The sequence below is a fragment of the Enterobacter sp. R-25 genome (assembly GCF_049913205.1).
Taxonomy (GTDB): domain Bacteria; phylum Pseudomonadota; class Gammaproteobacteria; order Enterobacterales; family Enterobacteriaceae; genus Enterobacter; species Enterobacter ludwigii.
The window spans coordinates 87,535-106,865 of the sequence record NZ_CP183982.1; the positions used below are offsets into that span (position 1 = coordinate 87,535).

The 19,331-nt window shown below is 55.4% G+C and carries 20 protein-coding genes; 8 read left to right on the top strand and 12 right to left on the bottom strand.

Features of this window, described 5'->3' with window-relative positions; all coding sequences use genetic code 11:
• Positions 1–115: 115 nt before the first annotated feature.
• Entirely contained in the window at positions 116–1,507 is a 1,392-nt protein-coding gene (gene xanP / locus ACN9MQ_RS00440; protein ID WP_032679316.1) for a xanthine/proton symporter XanP, read from the bottom strand.
• A 225-nt stretch (positions 1,508–1,732) separates the two neighbouring features.
• Between xanP and gltS the strand changes: the two genes are divergently transcribed.
• On the top strand, positions 1,733–2,935 hold the full coding sequence (gltS, locus tag ACN9MQ_RS00445) for a sodium/glutamate symporter (RefSeq protein ID WP_014168040.1): 1,203 nt from the start codon (positions 1,733–1,735) through the stop codon (positions 2,933–2,935).
• A gap of 2 nt (positions 2,936–2,937) precedes the next feature.
• Here gltS and recG read toward each other — a convergent pair whose 3' ends face one another.
• From recG to gmk, 5 genes are read right to left on the bottom strand one after another with little or no spacing between them, the layout of a single operon-like run.
• The gene (recG, locus tag ACN9MQ_RS00450) at positions 2,938–5,019 is read right to left on the bottom strand and encodes an ATP-dependent DNA helicase RecG (protein ID WP_426262673.1); all 2,082 of its coding nucleotides are present in this window, start codon (positions 5,017–5,019) and stop codon (positions 2,938–2,940) included.
• A 3-nt stretch (positions 5,020–5,022) separates the two neighbouring features.
• Complete coding sequence (gene trmH, locus ACN9MQ_RS00455; protein ID WP_014168042.1) at positions 5,023–5,712, bottom strand: tRNA (guanosine(18)-2'-O)-methyltransferase TrmH; 690 nt, start codon at positions 5,710–5,712, stop codon at positions 5,023–5,025.
• 4 nt (positions 5,713–5,716) lie between these two features.
• A complete protein-coding gene (gene spoT / locus ACN9MQ_RS00460) occupies positions 5,717–7,831 on the bottom strand; it encodes a bifunctional GTP diphosphokinase/guanosine-3',5'-bis pyrophosphate 3'-pyrophosphohydrolase (RefSeq protein WP_014168043.1) in 2,115 nt (704 codons plus the stop codon).
• 19 nt (positions 7,832–7,850) lie between these two features.
• The gene (gene rpoZ, locus ACN9MQ_RS00465; RefSeq protein WP_000135058.1) at positions 7,851–8,126 is read right to left on the bottom strand and encodes a DNA-directed RNA polymerase subunit omega; all 276 of its coding nucleotides are present in this window, start codon (positions 8,124–8,126) and stop codon (positions 7,851–7,853) included.
• 54 nt (positions 8,127–8,180) lie between these two features.
• Positions 8,181–8,804 (bottom strand): guanylate kinase, encoded by a 624-nt coding sequence (gmk, locus tag ACN9MQ_RS00470; protein ID WP_014168044.1) that lies wholly within the window; start codon positions 8,802–8,804, stop codon positions 8,181–8,183.
• 251 nt (positions 8,805–9,055) lie between these two features.
• Here gmk and ligB point away from each other — a divergent pair, with 251 nt between their 5' ends.
• Positions 9,056–10,726, top strand: coding sequence for an NAD-dependent DNA ligase LigB (ligB, locus tag ACN9MQ_RS00475; RefSeq protein ID WP_426021491.1), 1,671 nt, complete (start codon positions 9,056–9,058; stop codon positions 10,724–10,726).
• A gap of 68 nt (positions 10,727–10,794) precedes the next feature.
• Here the strand turns inward: ligB and ACN9MQ_RS00480 are convergent, their stop codons facing one another.
• Positions 10,795–11,412 carry a trimeric intracellular cation channel family protein gene (locus ACN9MQ_RS00480; RefSeq protein WP_020882694.1) on the bottom strand — a complete coding sequence of 206 codons (618 nt, stop codon included), beginning with the start codon at positions 11,410–11,412 and terminating at the stop codon, positions 10,795–10,797.
• 251 nt (positions 11,413–11,663) lie between these two features.
• On the bottom strand, positions 11,664–12,527 hold the full coding sequence (locus tag ACN9MQ_RS00485) for a YicC/YloC family endoribonuclease (protein ID WP_020882693.1): 864 nt from the start codon (positions 12,525–12,527) through the stop codon (positions 11,664–11,666).
• Between the two features lie 125 nt (positions 12,528–12,652).
• Here ACN9MQ_RS00485 and rph point away from each other — a divergent pair, with 125 nt between their 5' ends.
• Positions 12,653–13,369: a ribonuclease PH gene (gene rph, locus ACN9MQ_RS00490; RefSeq protein WP_013094888.1), complete on the top strand. Its 717-nt coding sequence runs from the start codon at positions 12,653–12,655 to the stop codon at positions 13,367–13,369.
• A gap of 68 nt (positions 13,370–13,437) precedes the next feature.
• Positions 13,438–14,079: an orotate phosphoribosyltransferase gene (gene pyrE, locus ACN9MQ_RS00495; protein WP_014168048.1), complete on the top strand. Its 642-nt coding sequence runs from the start codon at positions 13,438–13,440 to the stop codon at positions 14,077–14,079.
• Positions 14,080–14,118: 39 nt separating this feature from the next.
• Here the strand turns inward: pyrE and slmA are convergent, their stop codons facing one another.
• The 3 genes from slmA to coaBC form a co-directional block, all read right to left on the bottom strand.
• Positions 14,119–14,715, bottom strand: coding sequence for a nucleoid occlusion factor SlmA (gene slmA / locus ACN9MQ_RS00500; protein WP_020882692.1), 597 nt, complete (start codon positions 14,713–14,715; stop codon positions 14,119–14,121).
• Between the two features lie 120 nt (positions 14,716–14,835).
• Complete coding sequence (gene dut, locus ACN9MQ_RS00505; protein ID WP_014168052.1) at positions 14,836–15,294, bottom strand: dUTP diphosphatase; 459 nt, start codon at positions 15,292–15,294, stop codon at positions 14,836–14,838.
• Complete coding sequence (gene coaBC, locus ACN9MQ_RS00510) at positions 15,272–16,483, bottom strand: bifunctional phosphopantothenoylcysteine decarboxylase/phosphopantothenate--cysteine ligase CoaBC (RefSeq protein WP_025206464.1); 1,212 nt, start codon at positions 16,481–16,483, stop codon at positions 15,272–15,274. Before coaBC ends, dut begins: the two co-directional genes overlap by 23 nt.
• Positions 16,484–16,655: 172 nt before the next feature.
• Here coaBC and radC point away from each other — a divergent pair, with 172 nt between their 5' ends.
• The 4 genes from radC (at position 16,656) to mutM (ending at position 18,849) form a co-directional block, all read left to right on the top strand.
• Positions 16,656–17,321: a RadC family protein gene (gene radC / locus ACN9MQ_RS00515; protein WP_020882690.1), complete on the top strand. Its 666-nt coding sequence runs from the start codon at positions 16,656–16,658 to the stop codon at positions 17,319–17,321.
• Between the two features lie 217 nt (positions 17,322–17,538).
• Positions 17,539–17,775, top strand: coding sequence for a 50S ribosomal protein L28 (gene rpmB / locus ACN9MQ_RS00520; RefSeq protein WP_002436699.1), 237 nt, complete (start codon positions 17,539–17,541; stop codon positions 17,773–17,775).
• 22 nt (positions 17,776–17,797) lie between these two features.
• Positions 17,798–17,965, top strand: coding sequence for a 50S ribosomal protein L33 (gene rpmG, locus ACN9MQ_RS00525; protein WP_003024094.1), 168 nt, complete (start codon positions 17,798–17,800; stop codon positions 17,963–17,965).
• 74 nt (positions 17,966–18,039) lie between these two features.
• Positions 18,040–18,849: a bifunctional DNA-formamidopyrimidine glycosylase/DNA-(apurinic or apyrimidinic site) lyase gene (gene mutM, locus ACN9MQ_RS00530; protein ID WP_426021489.1), complete on the top strand. Its 810-nt coding sequence runs from the start codon at positions 18,040–18,042 to the stop codon at positions 18,847–18,849.
• 2 nt (positions 18,850–18,851) lie between these two features.
• On the opposite strand, the gene coaD is transcribed toward mutM, so the two are convergent.
• Positions 18,852–19,331, bottom strand: a complete 480-nt coding sequence (coaD, locus tag ACN9MQ_RS00535) for a pantetheine-phosphate adenylyltransferase (RefSeq protein ID WP_014168056.1) — start codon at positions 19,329–19,331, stop codon at positions 18,852–18,854.

Below are 19,331 nucleotides of genomic sequence, written 5' to 3' on the forward strand. Positions count from 1 at the left end.
TTCCATCCCGCGAAACGCACATAAGGGAGTTATGCACGATTTATGCGCAATGCTCAAGGCGGGAATGGTGTAAAGAGATGTCACGGCAGGCGTTGACAGCCTGCCGTGAGGGCGATCAATTTTTCTCAGGCGGGAAAACGAGGTTCAGAACAATCGCGGTGATACCGCCTGCCGCAATGCCGGAAGAGAGCAGGTTTTTCACCCAGTCCGGGGCAAACTGCAGGATCAGCGGTTGCTGTGAAACACCCAGACCCACGGCCAGCGACAGGGCAATGATCATGATGGCGCGGCGGTTCAGCGGTTCGCGGGAGACGATACGTACACCGGAAGCCGCGATGGTCCCGAACATCACCAGCGTTGCGCCGCCCAGCACCGGTTCAGGTATATGCTGCACAAAACCGCTTACCGCCGGGAACAGGCCGAGGACGATCAGCATCAGCGCCACCACAAAACCGACGTAGCGGCTGGCAACGCCAGTCAGCTGGATCACGCCGTTGTTCTGGCCGAAGCAGGAGTTCGGGAAGGTGTTGAAGACCGCAGAGACAAACGAGTTCAGGCCATTCGCCAGTACGCCGCCTTTCAGGCGTTTCATATACAGCGGGCCGGAGACCGGCTGCTCGGAGACATCAGACGTGGCGGTGATATCGCCAATCGTCTCCAGCGAGGTGATCATAAAGACCAGCATCAGCGGCAACAGCAGACCCCAGTCAATGCCCAGGCCGTAGTACAGCGGCGTTGGAATGGTGATCAGCGCACTGTTGGTCTGCGGGGTGTTCTCCGGCAGCATACCCAGCGCCCAGGCCAGCAGATAACCGGCCGCCATGGCGATCACCAGCGATGCCACACGCAGATACGGGTTACGCTGACGGTTAAGCAGAATAATGATTGCCAGCACCACGCCGGCCAGCAGCAGGTTTTTCGGTGCACCAAAAGTGTGGTCGCTCATTGCCGCATAACCGCCACCGATGGAGGTCAGGCCAACCTGAATCAGCGACAGGCCAATGATCATCACCACCACGCCAGATACCAGCGGCGTGATCACGCGACGCGCCAGGTGCAGTACCCGGGAGATCACCATCTCGGTGCAGCTGGCCAGCATCAGCGTGCCAAACAGCGCCGCCATCATGGTCGGAACATCCGCGCCGCCGGTTTTGAGGGCTGTACCGCCCATGATCAGCGGTGCGACAAAGTTAAAACTGGTGCCCTGGATCGACAACAATCCAGACCCCACCGGGCCCCACGCTTTAATTTGAATAATGGACGCCACGCCGGAGGCAAAGAGGGACATACTGATGATGTGCTGTGTATCCTGAGCCGGTAAACCAAGCGCCTGGCAGATCAGCAGCGCCGGGGTGATCACCGCAACGAACATAGCCAGCAGGTGTTGGCAGGCGGCAAAGAGCGTCTGAGGAAGAGGCGGACGGTCTTCAAGGCGGTAAATCAGTTCGCTATTTTGCTTCTGCGCAATCGGTTGCGCATCGGGAGACTCAAGGGTGTTAACGGACATCGGCGACAATCCCACGGTGGAAAAGCGGGCATTTTATCTGACCACCTGGTAAAAGCAAACGATTGCCAACAAAAAAAGACAAGAAAATCTGCCGCTGTGAGCAGGTTTTCTACAACCCATGGGGAAAAAAAATTACACTTTTTGCGCCGGCGGCTCATGACGAGCGCAAGCCGGCCCAGGATAACGCCGCGTGTGTATGGAACACGCGCATAACAGGAGCCTTTTATGATTCATCTCGATACGTTGTCGACCCTTGTTGCCGCAACGCTGGTCTTACTGCTTGGCCGTAAGCTCGTACACAGCGTTTCCCTTCTGAAGAAATACACCATTCCTGAACCTGTTGCCGGCGGACTGCTGGTGGCGCTGGCCCTGCTGGTGCTGAAGAAAAGCATGGGCTGGGAAATTGATTTTGATATGTCCCTGAAAGATCCGCTGATGCTGGCCTTCTTTGCCACCATTGGCCTGAATGCCAACCTGGCGAGCCTGCGGACGGGTGGCAAAGTGCTCGGCGTATTTCTGATCGTGGTGGTAGGGCTGCTAGTGATGCAAAACGCCATTGGTATCGGGATGGCCACGCTGCTGGGGCTGGATCCGCTGATGGGGCTGCTGGCCGGATCAATCACCCTCTCTGGTGGCCACGGTACCGGGGCGGCGTGGAGCAAGCTGTTTACTGAGCGCTACGGCTTTGAAAACGCCACCGAAGTGGCGATGGCCTGCGCCACCTTCGGTCTGGTGCTGGGCGGCCTGATCGGCGGGCCGGTGGCGCGGTATCTGGTGAAGCACTCTGGTACGCCAGACGGAAGACCGGACGATGAGCTGGTGCCCACTGCCTTTGAAAAACCCGACGTCGGGCGCACCATCACTTCGCTGGTGTTGATTGAAACTATCGCGATGATTGCCATCTGCCTGACGGTGGGCAAAGTGGTTGCGCAATGGCTGGCAGGTTCAGCGTTCGAGCTCCCGACGTTTGTGTGCGTGCTGTTTGTTGGGGTGCTGCTGAGTAACGGTCTGGCGCTGATGGGCTTCTACCGCGTATTTGAACGTGCCGTATCGGTGCTTGGCAACGTCTGCCTGTCGCTGTTCCTGGCGATGGCCCTGATGAGCCTCAAGCTCTGGGAGCTGGCCTCACTGGCACTGCCGATGGTGGCTATTCTGGCCGTTCAGGCACTGTTTATGGCGTTCTACGCCATGTTTGTAACCTGGCGCATGATGGGTAAAAACTACGATGCAGCAGTGCTGGCGGCCGGGCATTGTGGGTTTGGTCTGGGGGCAACGCCGACGGCTATCGCCAACATGCAGGCGATCACCGAACGTTTTGGGCCTTCGCATATGGCGTTTCTGGTGGTCCCGATGGTCGGGGCGTTCTTCATTGATATCGTCAACGCGCTGGTGATCAAGCTTTACCTGATGCTGCCGATGTTTGCCTGAGATCAGGCGTTGGAATAGCGTTCAGTTTCCGGCATCCAGCGCTCAATTAACGCTGCCGCCTGTTCGGGGTAGCGCTCATGAATATGGCGTGCGAGGCGCTGAACTTCGGGGATCATGGCCTGATCGCGCAGTAAATCCGCCACTTTGAATTCGGCGTTACCCGTCTGACGCGTGCCCAGCAGTTCGCCTGGGCCGCGGATCTCCAGGTCTTTTTGTGCAATCACAAAACCGTCGTTACTGTCGCGCAGCACCTGCAAACGCATCTGTGCGGTTTTCGAGAGCGGTGCTTTGTAGAGCAGCACGCAGTGAGAGGCGACAGCACCGCGGCCAACGCGGCCGCGCAGCTGATGGAGTTGCGCAAGGCCAAGACGCTCCGGGTTTTCGATGATCATCAGGCTGGAATTGGGCACGTCTACGCCGACTTCAATCACCGTTGTGGCAACCAGCAAATGCAGTTCACCCTGTTTGAACGACTGCATCACCGCCTGTTTCTCAGTAGGCTTCATCCGCCCGTGAACCAGACCCACGTTCAGCTCGGGCAGCGCCAGCTTCAGCTCTTCCCATGTCGCTTCCGCGGCCTGCGCTTCAAGCAGTTCAGACTCTTCAATTAACGTGCAGACCCAGTAGGCCTGACGGCCTTCGTGAGTGCAGGCGTTGCGCACGCGGTCGATGATATCGCTCCGGCGTGTGTCCGGAATGGCGACCGTGGTGACCGGTGTACGGCCCGGCGGCAGTTCGTCGATGGTCGATGTATCGAGATCGGCGTAGGCGGTCATTGCCAGGGTGCGCGGGATAGGTGTGGCAGTCATGATCAGCTGATGCGGGTGGAAGCCCTGCTGCAGCCCTTTCTCCCACAGCGCCAGACGCTGGTGTACACCGAAGCGGTGTTGTTCGTCGATAATCACCAGGGCAAGACCATTAAACTGTACCTGCTCCTGGAAAATCGCGTGCGTGCCGACAATCATCTGTACCTGACCGCTGGCAATGGCGTCCTGTTGTGCCTGACGCGCTTTACCTTTTTGCTTCCCGGCAAGCCAGCCCACTTCAATCCCAAGCGGGGCAAACCACGCGCGGAAGTTATTAGCGTGCTGTTCAGCCAGCAGTTCGGTGGGGGCCATTAGCGCCACCTGCCTGCCGTGGGCAATTGCGCGCAGGGCAGCCAGGGCTGCAACCAGCGTTTTACCGGACCCCACATCCCCCTGAACCAGGCGCATCATGGGCACATCAAGCGCCATATCGCGTTCGATCTCGGCCGTGACGCGTGCCTGTGCACCGGTGGGTTTAAACGGCAGTGAGGCCAGCAGCTTATCTTTGAGTTCATCTCGTGAGCTTAAGGGCTGGGCATGAAAACGCTGCGCGCCCGCCCGTACCGCCAGCATGCTCAGGTTATGAGCCAGTAATTCCTCAAGGATAAGACGCCGTTGAGCGGGGTGTTTGCCGCTTTCCAGGTCGCTAAGCTGCAGGGTTGGCGGCGGGCGGTGCAGGGTGCGCAGCGCCTCGGGCAGACTCATCATGCCCTGAGCCAGCTCAGGCGGCAGTAGCTCGGTAATGGCGCAGGTATCCAGCCGTTCCAGCGCCTGGTCAGTGAGCTTACGCAGCGTTGCCTGCTTGATGCCTTCGGTCGTCGGATAAACCGGGGTCAGAGTCTCCTGCAGCTCCGGCGTGCTCAGATCTCCCTGAACGCGATACTCCGGGTGGATCATCTCTGCGCCGTATTTCCCGCGTTTGGCTTCACCATAGGCCAGCACCCTGCGACCGGTCGCAAGGCTGTTTTTCATGGCCGCATTGAAGTTGAAAAAGCGCAGGGTGAGAATGCCGGTGCCGTCGCTGATCTGACAGGTCATCATCCGGCGTCCGCCAAAGGTGATATTGCAGTTCAGTACTTCGCCTTCAACGGTGGCGTAAATGGCAGGCAGCAGATCGCCAATCTTATAGAGTTGGGTGCGGTCTTCATAACGCAGGGGGAGATGGAGCAGGAGATCCTGCACGGTGTGCAGGCCAATTTTTGCCAGTTTACTGCTTTGCGCCGCACCTACGCCCGTCAGGCTATTGAGCGGTATGGCATCCAGCAGACGGCCTTTCATCGGTTATCCTGCGTACTGCATGGTGGCCCACCACTCGGCATCGGCTTCAATTTCGCCCTGCGCGTTGACGTGGGGGTACGGCAGTTTTTTCTGTTTCGCGACGCGAGCCAGCACCGGGTAACCACCTTCGAACAGCAGGCGCTGCTGCTCCTCTTCCGGCAGCATGCTGTTGCTGCGCTTGTACATACCCGCGTTCTGACGCTGGCGCTGCGCTTCATAGAGAATGAGCGCAGAGGCCACGGAGACATTGAGAGACTGCACCATGCCGATCATGGGGATGATGATATCCTGATCCGCCAGATCCAGCGCTTCCTGGGTGATCCCGGTTTTCTCCTGACCCATCAAAATACAGGTCGGGCGGGTGTAGTCGATCTCACGAAAATCGACGGCTTTTGCGGACAGGTTAGTGGCCAGGACCTGCATACCGCGACCTTTCAGGTGCGATACGGCTTCGCCAATAGTCTGGTGGGTTTTGACAGACACCCAGCTGTTACTGCCTGCGGCAGTTGAAGCCATGGTTCGCATGCGGGCACCCGGCCAGACGGCGTGCACTTCATGCACGCCTACGGCGTCTGCGGTACGGACAATTGCAGAGACGTTATGAGGTTTGTGGACCTGCTCCATGCAGACCGTCAGGTCAGGCTGACGCCTGGCGAGCATTTCGCAGATACGCTCGTAACGTTTTGAATTCATAAGTCTAGTTTCGGTTACGGGTGACTTTAATCACGTCCGGCATCACGCGGATCTTGCGCATAATGTTCGCCAGATGCACGCGGTCACGGGCGGTCAGACGAATAAAGGCGCTGTAGACGCGGCCATCTTTCTCTTCCGTGTTCAGGCTCTGAATGTTGGAAGAGGCCGTATTGATTGCTGCCGTCAGGTTCGCCAGGGCGCCCTGGTGGTTGAACATATCCACCTTAATTTCGGTGATAAATTCCTGTGCCGTCTCTTTATCCCACTCGACTGCCATGAACTTCTCCGCCTCTTTTTGATAGCCGCGGATGTTACGACAGGATTCGTGGTGGATAACCAGCCCTTTACCCGGACTGACGTGCGCAATAATCGGGTCACCCGGGATAGGACGGCAACATTTCGCGAAGGTGATAAGTACGCCGTCCGCGCCTTTGATCGGCAGATGACCGTGGCTTTGCGTCGTCGTCGGGATCGCCGTGGTATCACCCTGCTGCAGGTTCTTCGCCACGACCACGCTCATGGCGTTGCCGAGGCCGATTTCTGCCAGCAGATCATCAAGCGAGGCGAGCTTCATGCGCTCCAGCTCACGCTGAATGTTCTCTTTCGGGATTTCAGCCAGCTTACGGCTACCACCCAACGCATGGTTGAGCAGACGACGCCCCAGGCTGACGGAATCATCGCGCTTGAGGTTTTTCAGCAACTGGCGGATTTTGGCGCGTGCTTTGGAACTCACGACAAAGTTCAGCCAGGCCGCGTTCGGACGTGCGCCCGGTGCGGTAATAATTTCCACCGTCTGGCCGCTGGAAAGCGGCTGAGAGAGCGGATAAGGCTGCCTGTCGACACGCGCGCCCACGCAGGCGTGGCCGATATCGGTATGCACGGCGTAAGCAAAGTCGACCGGCGTAGCGCCTGCAGGCAGTTCGACAATGCGGCCTTCTGGGGTGAAAACGTAAATCTCATCCGGGAAGAGATCGGATTTAACGCTCTCGATAAATTCAAACGAGCTACCCGCACTCTGCTGCAGTTCCAGCAGGCTTTGCATCCAGCGCTGGGCGCGGATTTGTGCGGTTGTACTGCTTTCGCCACCGTGCTCTTTATAAGCCCAGTGTGCAGCCACACCCATCTCCGCCATCTGGTCCATGTCTTCGGTGCGGATCTGCACTTCAACAGGCACGCCGTGTGGACCGATCATCGAGGTGTGCAAAGATTGATAGCCGTTCGCTTTTGGAATGGCGATGTAATCTTTCATGCGCCCTGGACGCGGTTTGTACAGGCTGTGCATCTGGCCCAGCACGCGGTAGCAGGTATCAGAGTCGTGGACGATCACGCGGAACGCGTAGATATCCATGATCGAATGAAAACGCTGCTCTTTGAGCACCATTTTGCAGTAGATGGAGTACAGATGTTTTTCGCGACCGCTGACGCGGCACGGAATTCCCGCTTCCTGTAAACGTCCTTCAATTTCAGAGAGGATCTTTTGAATCATCTCTTTACGGTTGCCGCGTGCGGCTTTCACCACCTCTTTAATCACGCGATAGCGGTTCGGGTATAACGCTTCAAAACCCAGCTCTTCCAGCTCGGTTTTAATGTGGTGGATACCTAAACGGTGCGCCAGCGGACTGTAGATTTCGAGGGTTTCACGGGCAATGCGGCGACGTTTGTCCGGGCGAAGTGAGCCCAGCGTGCGCATATTGTGGGTACGGTCAGCAAGTTTGATAAGAATGACGCGGATATCCTGCACCATCGCCATAATCATCTTGCGAAAGTTTTCGGCTTGCGCCTCTTTCTTGTCGCGGAATTTCAGCTTATCAAGCTTAGAGACCCCTTCCACCAGCTCGGCAACGCTTTTGCCAAACAGCTGTTCCATATCCTGGTAGGTGGCAGGGGTATCTTCGATCACATCATGCAGCAGGGCAGCCATCAGCGTTTCGTAGTCGAGTTTCATCTCGGCCAGAATACAGGCCACCGCTACCGGGTGCGTGATATAGGGTTCACCGCTTGAACGTGCCTGGCCCTCGTGAGCGTCACGTGCAACGAGATACGCCTGCTGAAGACGCTTAATCTGGTCTTCAGGCAGGTAAGTTTGAATCAGTTGATTCAGGCTTTCAAACAGATACAAGGGCGACCCGCAGGTTTAATTAACGACGACCTTCAGCAATGGCGGTTACGGCCTGCAGTTCTGCGGCTTCCTGCTCTTGCTGCTCCTGGCGCTCACGTACGTCGAGGATCTGATTGTTGATCAGACCTTCTTCGATTTCGCGAAGTGCAATAACGGTAGTTTTATCGTTTTCTTCCGGTACCAGCGGATCTTTACCGCCTACCTGCATCTGACGAGCGCGACGCGCGGCGACCAGCACCAGGTCAAAACGGTTACCAATTTTCTCTACAGCGTCCTGAACAGTTACGCGTGCCATACTTAAAATGCTCCACAGGTGAAGAAATGACTGGGCATGATACTGAAAGTGGGTTCAGTCTGCCAACAGTTTGGTGATTAATGCGTCATGTCGCTGCTTCTGGCGGCTCATACGCAAGCGTTCTGCGCGAAGAATGGTTTTGAGATCGCTCAGCGCGGCATCAAAATCATCATTCACAATAAGGTAATCATATTCCGCGTAATGGCTCATTTCTGCAACTGCCTGCTCCATACGCCGGGCGATCACTTCCTCGCTGTCCTGACCGCGGCCACGCAGTCGGCGATCCAGCTCATCTTTCGATGGCGGTAAAATAAAGATACTACGTGAATCAGGCATTTTCTTGCGAATCTGCTGTGCGCCCTGCCAGTCGATATCCAGGAACACATTTACGCCCGTGGCCAGAACCTGCTCAATGGTTTCACGCGAAGTGCCGTAGTAGTTACCGAAAACTTCTGCGTGTTCAAGAAACGCGTCTCTGCCAATCATCGCTCTGAATTCATCGTGATCAACAAAGAAATAGTGTTCACCGTGCACTTCACCCGGACGCGGTTTACGCGTGGTGTGAGAAACAGAAACCTGTGTGTCGTACAGCGGTTGGGTTTTTAACAGTGCCTGAATAAGGCTGGATTTACCCGCGCCACTAGGGGCAGAAACAATATAAAGCGTGCCTTGAGCCATGAGAGTCTTTTGTATGTGTTAACGAAGAAGTCCTACATACGGGCTTATTATACACGTCGCCGCTGTGTGACGTAGCCTTTGTCACACTTTTTCCCCTGCATTATTGAATTTTGCGCGCCGTTTTCAGGTTTTACAGCTGTTTTGCAGCAATAAAAATAAACGTCTGACAACGCCTCGCAGAGTGAAAGATGGCCATTAGCACGGTTTTCCGCGTCGGGTTATACCTCCACCAACGCAAAGGAGGGGTGGCGATGTGGCGATGGATGAGCGGATTAATGCTGTTGTGGTGCGGCTATGGTGCGGCGGTGTGTCCCGTGTGGTCTCAGGCAAAAGCAGAGAAAGAGATTGCGACGTTGAGTGCGCAAGTCAAACGCTGGGATGATGCCTACTGGAAGCAGGGCGTGAGCGAGGTGAATGACGACGTCTATGACCAGCTCAATGGCCGTTTAAAGCAGTGGCAGCGCTGCTTCGGCGATATACCTTCTGAGGAGGCCTTACCGGTTCTAACGGGGAGCGTAAGACATCCTGTTGCCCATACTGGAGTGCATAAAGCGGCCAGTAAAGAAGAGCTACGCCAGTGGATGCGTGGTCGTGACACTCTCTGGATGCAGCCAAAAGTCGACGGGGTGGCAGTGACGCTGGTGTATCGCGACGGAAAGTTAACCCAGGCTATCAGTCGTGGTGATGGGCTTAAAGGTGAAGACTGGACTGCACAAGTGTATTTAATTCCCGCAGTGCCCAAAAAAGTGACCGGTGCGCTGGCCAACAGCGTCTTACAGGGAGAGCTTTTTTGGTTACGCGACAACCATCTTCAGCGACAGATGGGGGGAATGAACGCACGGGCAAAAGTGGCGGGCGCGATGATGCGGCAAAAGGACAGTCCGCTTCTGAGCCAGACAGGGATATTTATCTGGGCCTGGCCGGATGGGCCGAAAGTGATGTCGAGTGCGCTGTCTGAGTTATCTAAAGCCGGCTTTTCCCTGACGGCCCGTTATACCCTGCCTGTACAGTCTGTTGATGCAGTCGAGAAACAGCGCTCGACGTGGCACAACACGGCATTACCCTTTGCCACGGACGGCATTGTGGTGCGGTCCGCGGATGCTCCTCCCGGCGAAAACTGGTTGCCCGGAGAAGGCAGCTGGGTCGTCGCATGGAAATACCCCCCGGTCGCACAGATTGCCGAAGTAAGAGATATTTATTTTGCCGTGGGGCGCACGGGAAAAATCTCGGTCGTGGCGGCGCTGGTCCCTGTCCTGCTGGATGATAAGCAGGTACAACGGGTCAGTCTTGGGTCCGTTGAACGCTGGCAAAGGCTGGATATTGCGACGGGTGATCAGATACAGGTCAGTCTGGCCGGGCAGGGTATCCCGCGGTTCGATAAGGTGGTCTGGCGGGGGGAAGAGAGACAAAAGCTCACACCCCCGGCCTCGCATTATCATGCGCAGAGCTGTTTTTACGCCTCGCCGGCGTGTATGGAGCAGTTCTTTGCCCGCCTGAAGTGGCTCAGTTCAAAGCACGTGCTGAATATTGAAGGAGTCGGTGAGTCAGGCTGGCGGGCGCTGCATCAGGCGCATCATTTTGAACATATCTTCTCTTGGCTGACATTAACGCAGGCGCAGCTGGAGTCTACCCCGGGGTTTTCCGCAGCACGCGGGCTGGCGCTCTGGCATCGCTTTAATCTGGTACGTGAGCGACCCTTTATTCGTTGGATCATGGCATTGGGTGTTCCGCTGACGCAGGCCTCGCTAAATGCTATGGGAGACCTGACGTGGCAGAAAATGCGTGAGCGTAACGCAGCAGACTGGCAGGTGCTTCCCGGCACAGGAAAGGAGAAAGCCCGGCAGCTTGTTGCGTTTATTCATGATCCTGGCATTGCCGGCCTGGTTGCCTGGCTCGGCAAGCAGGGAGTGCAAGGATTCTGACGTGAGCTTGCTGTCGCTTATCGCGGATAAATGCCGCTATCTTATCGGGGAGAATAGATAGCGGCCAGTCAGTGGGTGTCCTGAGTGTAATGAAACACGGGCAGTCCCAGTTTCAAGCGCAGCGCAAGCAAGCGAGCCGTGAAGCCAAATAACAAGGTGGCGATGACCACGACGTCATGGCTGGAAACATAATGCTGTAAAGCGATATACAGAACGGCTGATGCAAAGGATATCCCGGCGTAGAGCTCCTTTTGAAAGACCAGGGGAATGCGTTTGCAGAACATATCGCGCAGTACGCCGCCAAATACGCCCGTCACGACTGCGGCAATAGTTGCAATCACCGGGCTTTCGCCCATATCCAGCGCAATTTGTGCCCCGATGATGGAGAACACGACCAGGCCCAGAGCATCAAGCACTAAAAACAGACGTCGAAGATGGGGCATTACAGGAGCAAGGATAGTGGTCAGCACTGCGGCGACAGCCACAATGATAATGTACTCGGGGTGCTTAACCCAGCCGAGAGGGTAATGCCCCAGCAGGATATCGCGTACCGATCCGCCTCCCAGCGCGGTGGCGGTAGCAATAATGATGACCCCAAACGTATCCATACGACGGCGTCCGGCAGCGAGTGCACCGGTCATGGCTTCGGCAGTGATCCCGACGAGATAAAGGATATGTAGCAGCATGTGTTCCCCCGATAGTGAGGGCAACAGGGTAGCGTTTTGTGCGGTCTGTCACGATTTAGTTTTTCTTGTGTGAGGGCGTTAGCCTTATTTTTGATAATGACTGAACGTTGTTTGGCTGGGTGTAATGGCGTTAAACGGTAATTTTCACATTACAATTATTCATGTTATAGGCGTTTGCCGCCGATAGCCTGTTCCGATAAAAAAATGGCCCCTGAACGGGGCCATGATGAGAAAGCGGCTTGAATAAAGCGTTACTCGATATTCTGGATCTGCTCGCGCATCTGCTCAATCAGCACTTTCAGTTCAATGGCGGAGTTGGTCACTTCAGCATTGATCGATTTCGAGGCCAGGGTGTTCGACTCGCGGTTGAACTCCTGCATCATAAAGTCGAGACGACGCCCTACGGCTTCTTTCTTCTTCAGGATGTTGTAAGTCTCTTTAACGTGCGCTTCCAGACGATCCAGCTCTTCGGCGACGTCAATGCGCTGTGCCATCAGCACCAGCTCTTGTTCCAGACGGGTATTTTCCAGCTGAACTTCCGCTTCTTCCAGTTTGGCCACCAGGCGCTCACGCTGCCATTGCAGGACCGCAGGCATATGGGTACGGACTTTAGCCACTTCGGTGGTCACGCCTTCCAGACGCTGCTCAATCATCGCTTTGAGGGCCTGGCCTTCAGTTTCGCGGGCAATGATAAAGTCATCCAGCGTGCTGTCGAGGGCACTGAGAATTTCAGCGGCAATCGTGTCCAGATCCTGCTCACCGGCGGCCATGACGCCAGGCCAGCGCAGAATATCGACCGGGTTGATTTCCCCTTCATCGCTTTGCATCTTGACCCAGTTCGCTGCAGTGACGAGCTGTTTCGCCAGTTTTTCGTTGAGGATCAGCTCACCCTGGGCGCTGGCATCAGGCTCAAAACGCAGGTTACATTCCACTTTACCGCGCGTCAGACGAGCACGGATACGCTCGCGTACAACAGGTTCAAGGCTGCGGAACTGCTCCGGCATACGGAAATACGTTTCCAGGTAGCGCTGGTTTACCGAGCGCATTTCCCATGTAGCGCTACCCCAGCTACCCTTGATTTCACGCCGGGCGTAGGCGGTCATACTGCGGATCATAGACATTCCCGTTTTTAAAGGAGAGATGGGGGGATTATAGCTTTCGGGGGCTTCTCAGGATAGGAATAAGCGTCCTTTATCCGTATAATGCGCAGCCACATTCGTTTCAAGCCGGAGATTTCATCATGCGTCCAGCAGGTCGTAGCGCCAATCAGGTGCGTCCCGTCACCCTGACCCGTAACTATACAAAACACGCAGAAGGCTCCGTACTGGTTGAGTTTGGTGACACCAAAGTGCTGTGTACCGCGTCCATCGAAGAGGGCGTTCCACGCTTCCTGAAAGGTCAGGGCCAGGGCTGGATCACTGCGGAATATGGCATGTTGCCGCGTGCAACCCATACCCGTAACGCCCGCGAAGCGGCAAAAGGCAAGCAGGGCGGCCGTACCATGGAAATCCAGCGTCTGATCGCACGTGCGCTGCGCGCCGCCGTTGATCTGAAAACACTGGGTGAATTTACCATTACTCTGGACTGCGACGTCATTCAGGCAGACGGTGGTACGCGTACGGCGTCGATTACCGGTGCATGTGTAGCGCTGGCTGATGCCCTGAATAAGCTGGTTGCAGCCGGTAAGCTGAAAACGAATCCGATGAAAGGGATGGTCGCGGCTGTTTCCGTGGGTATCGTTAACGGTGAAGCGCTTTGCGATCTGGAATACGTCGAAGATTCCGCTGCCGAGACTGACATGAACGTGGTGATGACTGAAGACGGTCGCATCATTGAGGTGCAGGGCACGGCAGAAGGTGAGCCGTTCACCCATGAAGAACTTCTTACCTTGCTGGCGTTGGCCCGAGGGGGAATTGAATCTATCGTAACGACGCAGAAGGCGGCGTTAGAAAATTGATTTTAAAGGCGACTGATGAGTCGCCTTTTTTTTGTTCGTACAAAAGCAAAAGTCGGAGGAGTAAGCCCATGAAATCCTGGCAGCGTGAGTTTATTGAGTTTGCGCTTAACAAGCAGGTCCTGAAATTTGGCGAGTTTACGCTGAAATCCGGGCGTAAGAGCCCCTATTTCTTCAACGCCGGACTGTTTAATACCGGGCGCGATCTGGCATTGTTAGGCCGTTTCTATGCCGAAGCGCTGGTGGACTCCGGCATTGATTTTGACCTGCTGTTTGGCCCGGCCTATAAAGGCATTCCGATTGCCACTACCACTGCGGTTGCGCTGGCGGAACACCACGACCGCGACGTACCGTACTGCTTTAACCGTAAAGAGGCTAAAACCCACGGTGAAGGCGGTAATCTGGTAGGCAGCGCGCTGCAGGGTCGCGTTATGCTGGTGGACGATGTGATCACCGCTGGTACCGCTATTCGCGAATCGATGGAGATTATTCAGGCTAACGGCGCTACGCTTGCTGGCGTGCTGATCTCTTTGGATCGTCAGGAACGCGGGCGTGGCGAAATCTCTGCTATCCAGGAAGTTGAGCGCGATTACGGCTGTAAAGTGACGTCGATCATCACCCTGAAAGACCTGATTGCGTATCTGGAAGAGAAGCCTGAGATGGCGGATCATCTGGCTGCGGTACGTGGGTATCGCGAAGCTTTCGGCGTGTAATATCAAGCCCGGTGGCGTTCTGCTTACCGGGCCTGAAGATTATTGCAGCTGTGCCGCCACTAACGGCCAACGGGCGTCAAAATCGTCCGTTGGACGGTATTTAAACTCGCTGCGTACAAAGCGGGAGAGCATGCCTTCGCAAAACGACAGGATCTGACTTGCCAGCAGCGTTTCATCGGTGCTGTAACCTTCACCCTCACGCATTTTTTTCTCGCGCAGTACCTGGCGCAGTTGTGCTTCAATACGCTCGAAGAGCTGGTTAATACGGCCCTGCAATCGGTCCTGCTCGAACATCAGCGCGTGGCCAGTCAGGATACGGGTTAAGCCCGGATTGCGTTCACCAAAGCCCAGAATGAGCTGCACAATCAGACGCAAACGCGCAGTCGTGTCTTTTTCGTCTTTCAGAATCAGGTTGATGCGAGTGATCAGACTGTCTTCGATAAATTCGATCAGACTGTCAAACATCCGGGTTTTGCTCGGAAAATGACGATACAACGCCGCTTCAGACACGCCCACGGAGGCGGCCAGTTTTGCGGTGGTGATGCGTTGACTACCATCGCTGGATTCAAGCATCAGCGCCAGAGATTGAAGTATTTCTTCGCGACGGTTCCTTTTCGCGGTTTGTTTTTCTGCCATGTTACAAAATACCCCTGAAAATAAGCACTTGCCAGGCTGGCATCCACACAGCGACCGCAAACTGACGTTTGCGGTTTGTTATTGCATTATGGCGCTGTGAGATACGTGTCGGTCGGGCGGTTATTTGCGCCCGGAATGGCCGAAGCCGCCTTCGCCACGGTCGGTGGCGTCAAAGTCTTCCACCAGGTTAAATTCTGCCTGAACCACCGGTACAAAGACCATCTGTGCGATACGCTCGCCCGGTTCAATGGTGAAGCTGTCCTGACCACGGTTCCAGACGGAAACCATCAGTTGACCCTGGTAGTCAGAGTCGATCAGGCCGACCAGGTTACCCAGTACCACTCCATGCTTATGACCCAGACCAGAACGCGGCAGGATCACCGCTGCCAGCGACGGGTCAGCAATGTGGATTGCCAGGCCGGTTGGGATCAGGGTGGTTGCACCCGGAGCCAGCTCTACGGCGTCATCGAGACAGGCGCGCAGGTCAAGACCGGCAGAGCCGGAGGTGGCATAGGTTGGCAGCGCAAATTGCTTACCAACACGCGGGTCCAGAATCTTAACGTCGATTTTTTTCATCATAACGGGTAACGATCTCGTCCAGTAATTGTTGGCCCAGGAGTTCCTTGCGCTCAAGCGGTAAGACTTTATCTCCATCCTGCCAGAAAAGGTGCAGTGCGTTGCTGTCGCTGTTAAATCCTTGCGTGGCCAGCGATACGTCGTTCGCGCAAATCAAATCGAGGTTTTTGCGGGTACGTTTTTGCCGGGCATATTCTTCCACATTATTTGTTTCTGCGGCAAACCCAACAACGTAAGGACGATGGCTTTTCAGTGCGGCGACACCCGCAACAATGTCCGGATTTTTCACCATTTTTAGTGTTAATTCATCGCCTTGCTTTTTAATTTTTGACCCGGAAATGGTTTCGGCACGGTAATCTGCAACAGCCGCGCAGCCGATAAAAATCTGCTGGTTCTGCGCATGCGCCTGTACGGCGGCGTCCATCTCCAGGGCGGTGGTGACATCAATACGCTGCACGAACGGCGGTGTCGGTAACGAGACCGGGCCGCTCACCAGCGTGACCTTTGCACCGCGTTTTGCCGCTGCGGCAGCAATCGCAAAGCCCATTTTACCGGAGCTATGGTTGGTAATGTAACGCACCGGGTCCAGCGGCTCGCGCGTTGGGCCCGCGGTAATCATGATGTTGAGATGTTGCAGATCGTTGACAGGCGAAAAATGGCCGGCGGCCAGCTCAACGATGGTCAGCGGGTCAAGCATACGACCAGGACCCACATCACCACACGCCTGGCTACCGCTGTCCGGCCCCCAGATGAGCAGGCCGCGTGAGGCCAGCGTCGTCAGATTATGCTGGGTGGCGGCGTTGCGGTACATCTGCTGGTTCATCGCGGGGACGACGGCAACAGGAGCGGGCGTGGCCAGGCAAATGGTCGAGACCAGATCGTTTGCCATGCCGGCTGCTACGCGGGCAATTAAATCTGCTGTGGCGGGGGCAAGGATAACCAGGTCTGCCCATTTTCCCAGCTCAATATGGCCCATCGCGGCTTCGGCGGCCGGATCAAGGAGGCTGTCAGAGACGGGGTACCCTGAAACGGCCTGCAGGCTCAGAGGCGTGATAAAGGCTTTGCCGCCTTCCGTTATCGCGACCCGCACATCCGCCCCGCGCTCGCGCAAACGACGCACCAGCTCCGGCGCTTTATAGGCAGCAATACCGCCGCTCACGCCAAGAACGATTTTTTTACCGGCCAGGCTCATCATGATTCTTTCCTGTTGGGTTTCACCAGAGAGCGGGCATTTTATCACAATCCCAAAAAGGGGGTGATTTTGTCCTTCGGCCAGTTTGCGAGGCGTTACGCAGGAATGAAAAGTGGGCGTCGAGCGCCGGGGGTGGCTGTGGCAGCATGATGGCAAATCGAAGGAGACAGGCATGGAAGAGACTGAACTGCTGCTACCGCGTGAAAAAATGCTGCGCTATGGCGTCACGTTGTTAAAGGACGACGAGTTGCTGGCACTCTTTTTACGCACCGGAACGCCCGGCAAAACGGTATTTACGCTGGCAAAAGAGCTCATCGACCATTTTGGTTCGCTGTATGGCTTATTGACGGCGGATCTGACGGAATTCAGGCACGTCGAAGGAATTGGCGTGGCGAAGTTCGCCCAACTGAGGGGGATTGCTGAACTGGCCCGCCGTTTTTACGACGTCCGTATGGAAGAGGAAGATCCCATACTCACCCCGGATATGACACGCGTATTTCTCCAGAGCCAGCTATCTGATTTGGAGCGCGAGATCTTTATGGTGATCTTTCTTGATAACAGGAACCGGGTACTAAAACATAGCCGTCTTTTTTCCGGAACACTGAGCCACGTTGAGGTTCATCCGCGAGAAATTGTGCGGGAAGCGATAAAAGTGAATGCAGCCGGCGTGATACTCGCGCATAATCACCCCTCTGGCTGTGCAGAACCAAGCAGAGCTGACAAAGAGATGACCGAACGCATTATCAAATGCTGTCAATTCATGGACATTCGTGTGCTCGACCATCTGATAATTGGTCGCGGCGAGTACATTTCTTTTGCAGAACATGGCTGGATTTAGGCTATTTCTCGCGATCCATCGGGATCTTTGTCTGTTCGGGACTTGAGCACACCGCCGAGTCAGCGTATACTACGCCACCTTTGAGAATCTCGGGTTTGGCATTTGGGCCTGGCAATCGAGAGTTCAATAGAACTATGCGATGACCGGGCTGTAAAGCCTGACGAGGCGCCGATACCCCATACGAAGCTCGAGCTAATTTGATTTTTGGAGAATAGACATGTCCCGAGTCTGCCAAGTTACTGGCAAGCGTCCGGTGACCGGTAACAACCGTTCCCACGCACTGAACGCGACTAAACGCCGTTTCCTGCCGAACCTGCACTCTCACCGTTTCTGGGTTGAGAGCGAGAAGCGTTTTGTCACCCTGCGCGTATCTGCTAAAGGTATGCGTGTAATCGATAAGAAAGGCATTGATACAGTTCTGTCCGAACTGCGTGCCCGTGGCGAAAAGTACTAAGTACTTAAAGAGGAAATAAATCATGGCTAAAGGTATTCGCGAGAAAATCAAGCTGGTTTCTTCTGCTGGTACAGGTCACTTCTACACCACCACGAAGAACAAACGTACTAAGCCGGAAAAACTGGAACTGAAAAAATTCGATCCAGTTGTACGCCAGCACGTACTGTACAAAGAAGCTAAAATCAAATAATTTTAGCCTCCTTGTATTGAAAAACCCCGCAACTGCGGGGTTTTTTGCATTCTGCATCTTACTCCGGAGGAACCATGCCTGAATTACCTGAGGTAGAGACCAGCCGCCGCGGTATTGAGCCGCATCTGGTCGGCGCGACTATTCTTCATGCTATCGTTCGCAACGGTCGCCTGCGTTGGCCGGTATCCGATGAAATCCATGCGTTAAGCGATAAACCGATTCTCAGCGTCCAGCGTCGCGCCAAATATCTGCTGCTGGAGCTGCCCGACGGCTGGATTATCATCCATCTCGGTATGTCTGGTAGTCTGCGCATCCTTACCGAAGAACTGCCCGCGGAAAAGCATGACCATATCGATCTGGTGATGAGCAACGGTAAAGTGCTGCGTTACACCGACCCACGACGCTTTGGCGCATGGCTGTGGACCAAAGAGCTTGAAGGACACAGCGTTCTGGCGCATCTGGGGCCAGAGCCGCTCTCAGAGGCATTTAACGCGGAATACCTGAAAGCGAAGTGTGCAAAGAAGAAAACCCCGATCAAACCGTGGCTGATGGACAATAAGCTGGTGGTGGGAGTAGGGAATATTTATGCCAGCGAATCGCTGTTTGCCGCCGGGATCCATCCCGATCGGCTGGCCTCGTCGCTGTCATCCCAGGAGTGTGAACTGCTGGTCCGGGTGATTAAAGCGGTGCTGTTGCGTTCTATTGAGCAAGGGGGGACCACCCTGAAGGACTTCCTGCAGAGCGACGGTAAACCCGGCTATTTTGCTCAGGAGCTGCAGGTATATGGCCGTAAGGGTGAGCCGTGCAGGGTCTGTGGGACACCGATAATAGCAACGAAGCACGCCCAGCGCGCCACGTTCTATTGCCGTCAGTGCCAGAAATAGGGCTACTTTAATTTTTCCATCAACGCCTGATGGACGTTAGCCGGCAGGAAATGGGTCACGTCACCGTGATGACGCGCCACCTCTTTGACCAGCGAAGAAGAGATAAACGACCACTCTTTTGAGGGCATCAGGAACACGCTCTCCAGCTCTGGCATCAGGTGGCGGTTCATGTGCGCCAGCTGCATTTCGTATTCGAAGTCAGCCACCGCGCGTAACCCGCGGATCAAAATGTTAGCCTGCCGGGCACGGGCGAAGTTGGCCATCAGATCGCTGAATCCCACCACCTCGACGTTTGGCAGATGTGAGATAGCGTCAGTGGCAAGTGCAACGCGCTCATTGAGATCGAACATGGGTTTCTTACTGGGGCTGGCGGCGATCGCCAGAATCACCTTATCAAACATGCATGCCGCACGGGTGATGATGTCAAGATGACCGTTGGTGATGGGATCAAAGGTACCCGGATAAATCGCTTTTGTGCTCAT

Bases quoted from the DNA above. Each gene is read 5' to 3' on its own strand.
- dut (WP_014168052.1), bottom strand. From the start codon at position 15,294: ATGATGAAAAAAATCGACGTTAAGATTCTGGACCCGCGTGTTGGTAAG.
- ACN9MQ_RS00480 (WP_020882694.1), bottom strand. From the start codon at position 11,412: ATGCTGCTACATATCCTTTATCTCGTCGGGATCACTGCCGAAGCCATG.
- xanP (WP_032679316.1), bottom strand. From the start codon at position 1,507: ATGTCCGTTAACACCCTTGAGTCTCCCGATGCGCAACCGATTGCGCAG.
- rpmG (WP_003024094.1), top strand. From the start codon at position 17,798: ATGGCTAAAGGTATTCGCGAGAAAATCAAGCTGGTTTCTTCTGCTGGT.
- rph (WP_013094888.1), top strand. From the start codon at position 12,653: ATGCGTCCAGCAGGTCGTAGCGCCAATCAGGTGCGTCCCGTCACCCTG.
- coaD (WP_014168056.1), bottom strand. From the start codon at position 19,331: ATGAGCACAAAAGCGATTTATCCGGGTACCTTTGATCCCATCACCAAC.
- recG (WP_426262673.1), bottom strand. From the start codon at position 5,019: ATGAAAGGCCGTCTGCTGGATGCCATACCGCTCAATAGCCTGACGGGC.
- mutM (WP_426021489.1), top strand. From the start codon at position 18,040: ATGCCTGAATTACCTGAGGTAGAGACCAGCCGCCGCGGTATTGAGCCG.
- rpoZ (WP_000135058.1), bottom strand. From the start codon at position 8,126: ATGGCACGCGTAACTGTTCAGGACGCTGTAGAGAAAATTGGTAACCGT.
- trmH (WP_014168042.1), bottom strand. From the start codon at position 5,712: ATGAATTCAAAACGTTACGAGCGTATCTGCGAAATGCTCGCCAGGCGT.
- pyrE (WP_014168048.1), top strand. From the start codon at position 13,438: ATGAAATCCTGGCAGCGTGAGTTTATTGAGTTTGCGCTTAACAAGCAG.
- gmk (WP_014168044.1), bottom strand. From the start codon at position 8,804: ATGGCTCAAGGCACGCTTTATATTGTTTCTGCCCCTAGTGGCGCGGGT.
- slmA (WP_020882692.1), bottom strand. From the start codon at position 14,715: ATGGCAGAAAAACAAACCGCGAAAAGGAACCGTCGCGAAGAAATACTT.
- ligB (WP_426021491.1), top strand. From the start codon at position 9,056: ATGTGGCGATGGATGAGCGGATTAATGCTGTTGTGGTGCGGCTATGGT.
- radC (WP_020882690.1), top strand. From the start codon at position 16,656: ATGGAAGAGACTGAACTGCTGCTACCGCGTGAAAAAATGCTGCGCTAT.
- rpmB (WP_002436699.1), top strand. From the start codon at position 17,539: ATGTCCCGAGTCTGCCAAGTTACTGGCAAGCGTCCGGTGACCGGTAAC.
- coaBC (WP_025206464.1), bottom strand. From the start codon at position 16,483: ATGAGCCTGGCCGGTAAAAAAATCGTTCTTGGCGTGAGCGGCGGTATT.
- gltS (WP_014168040.1), top strand. From the start codon at position 1,733: ATGATTCATCTCGATACGTTGTCGACCCTTGTTGCCGCAACGCTGGTC.
- ACN9MQ_RS00485 (WP_020882693.1), bottom strand. From the start codon at position 12,527: ATGATCCGCAGTATGACCGCCTACGCCCGGCGTGAAATCAAGGGTAGC.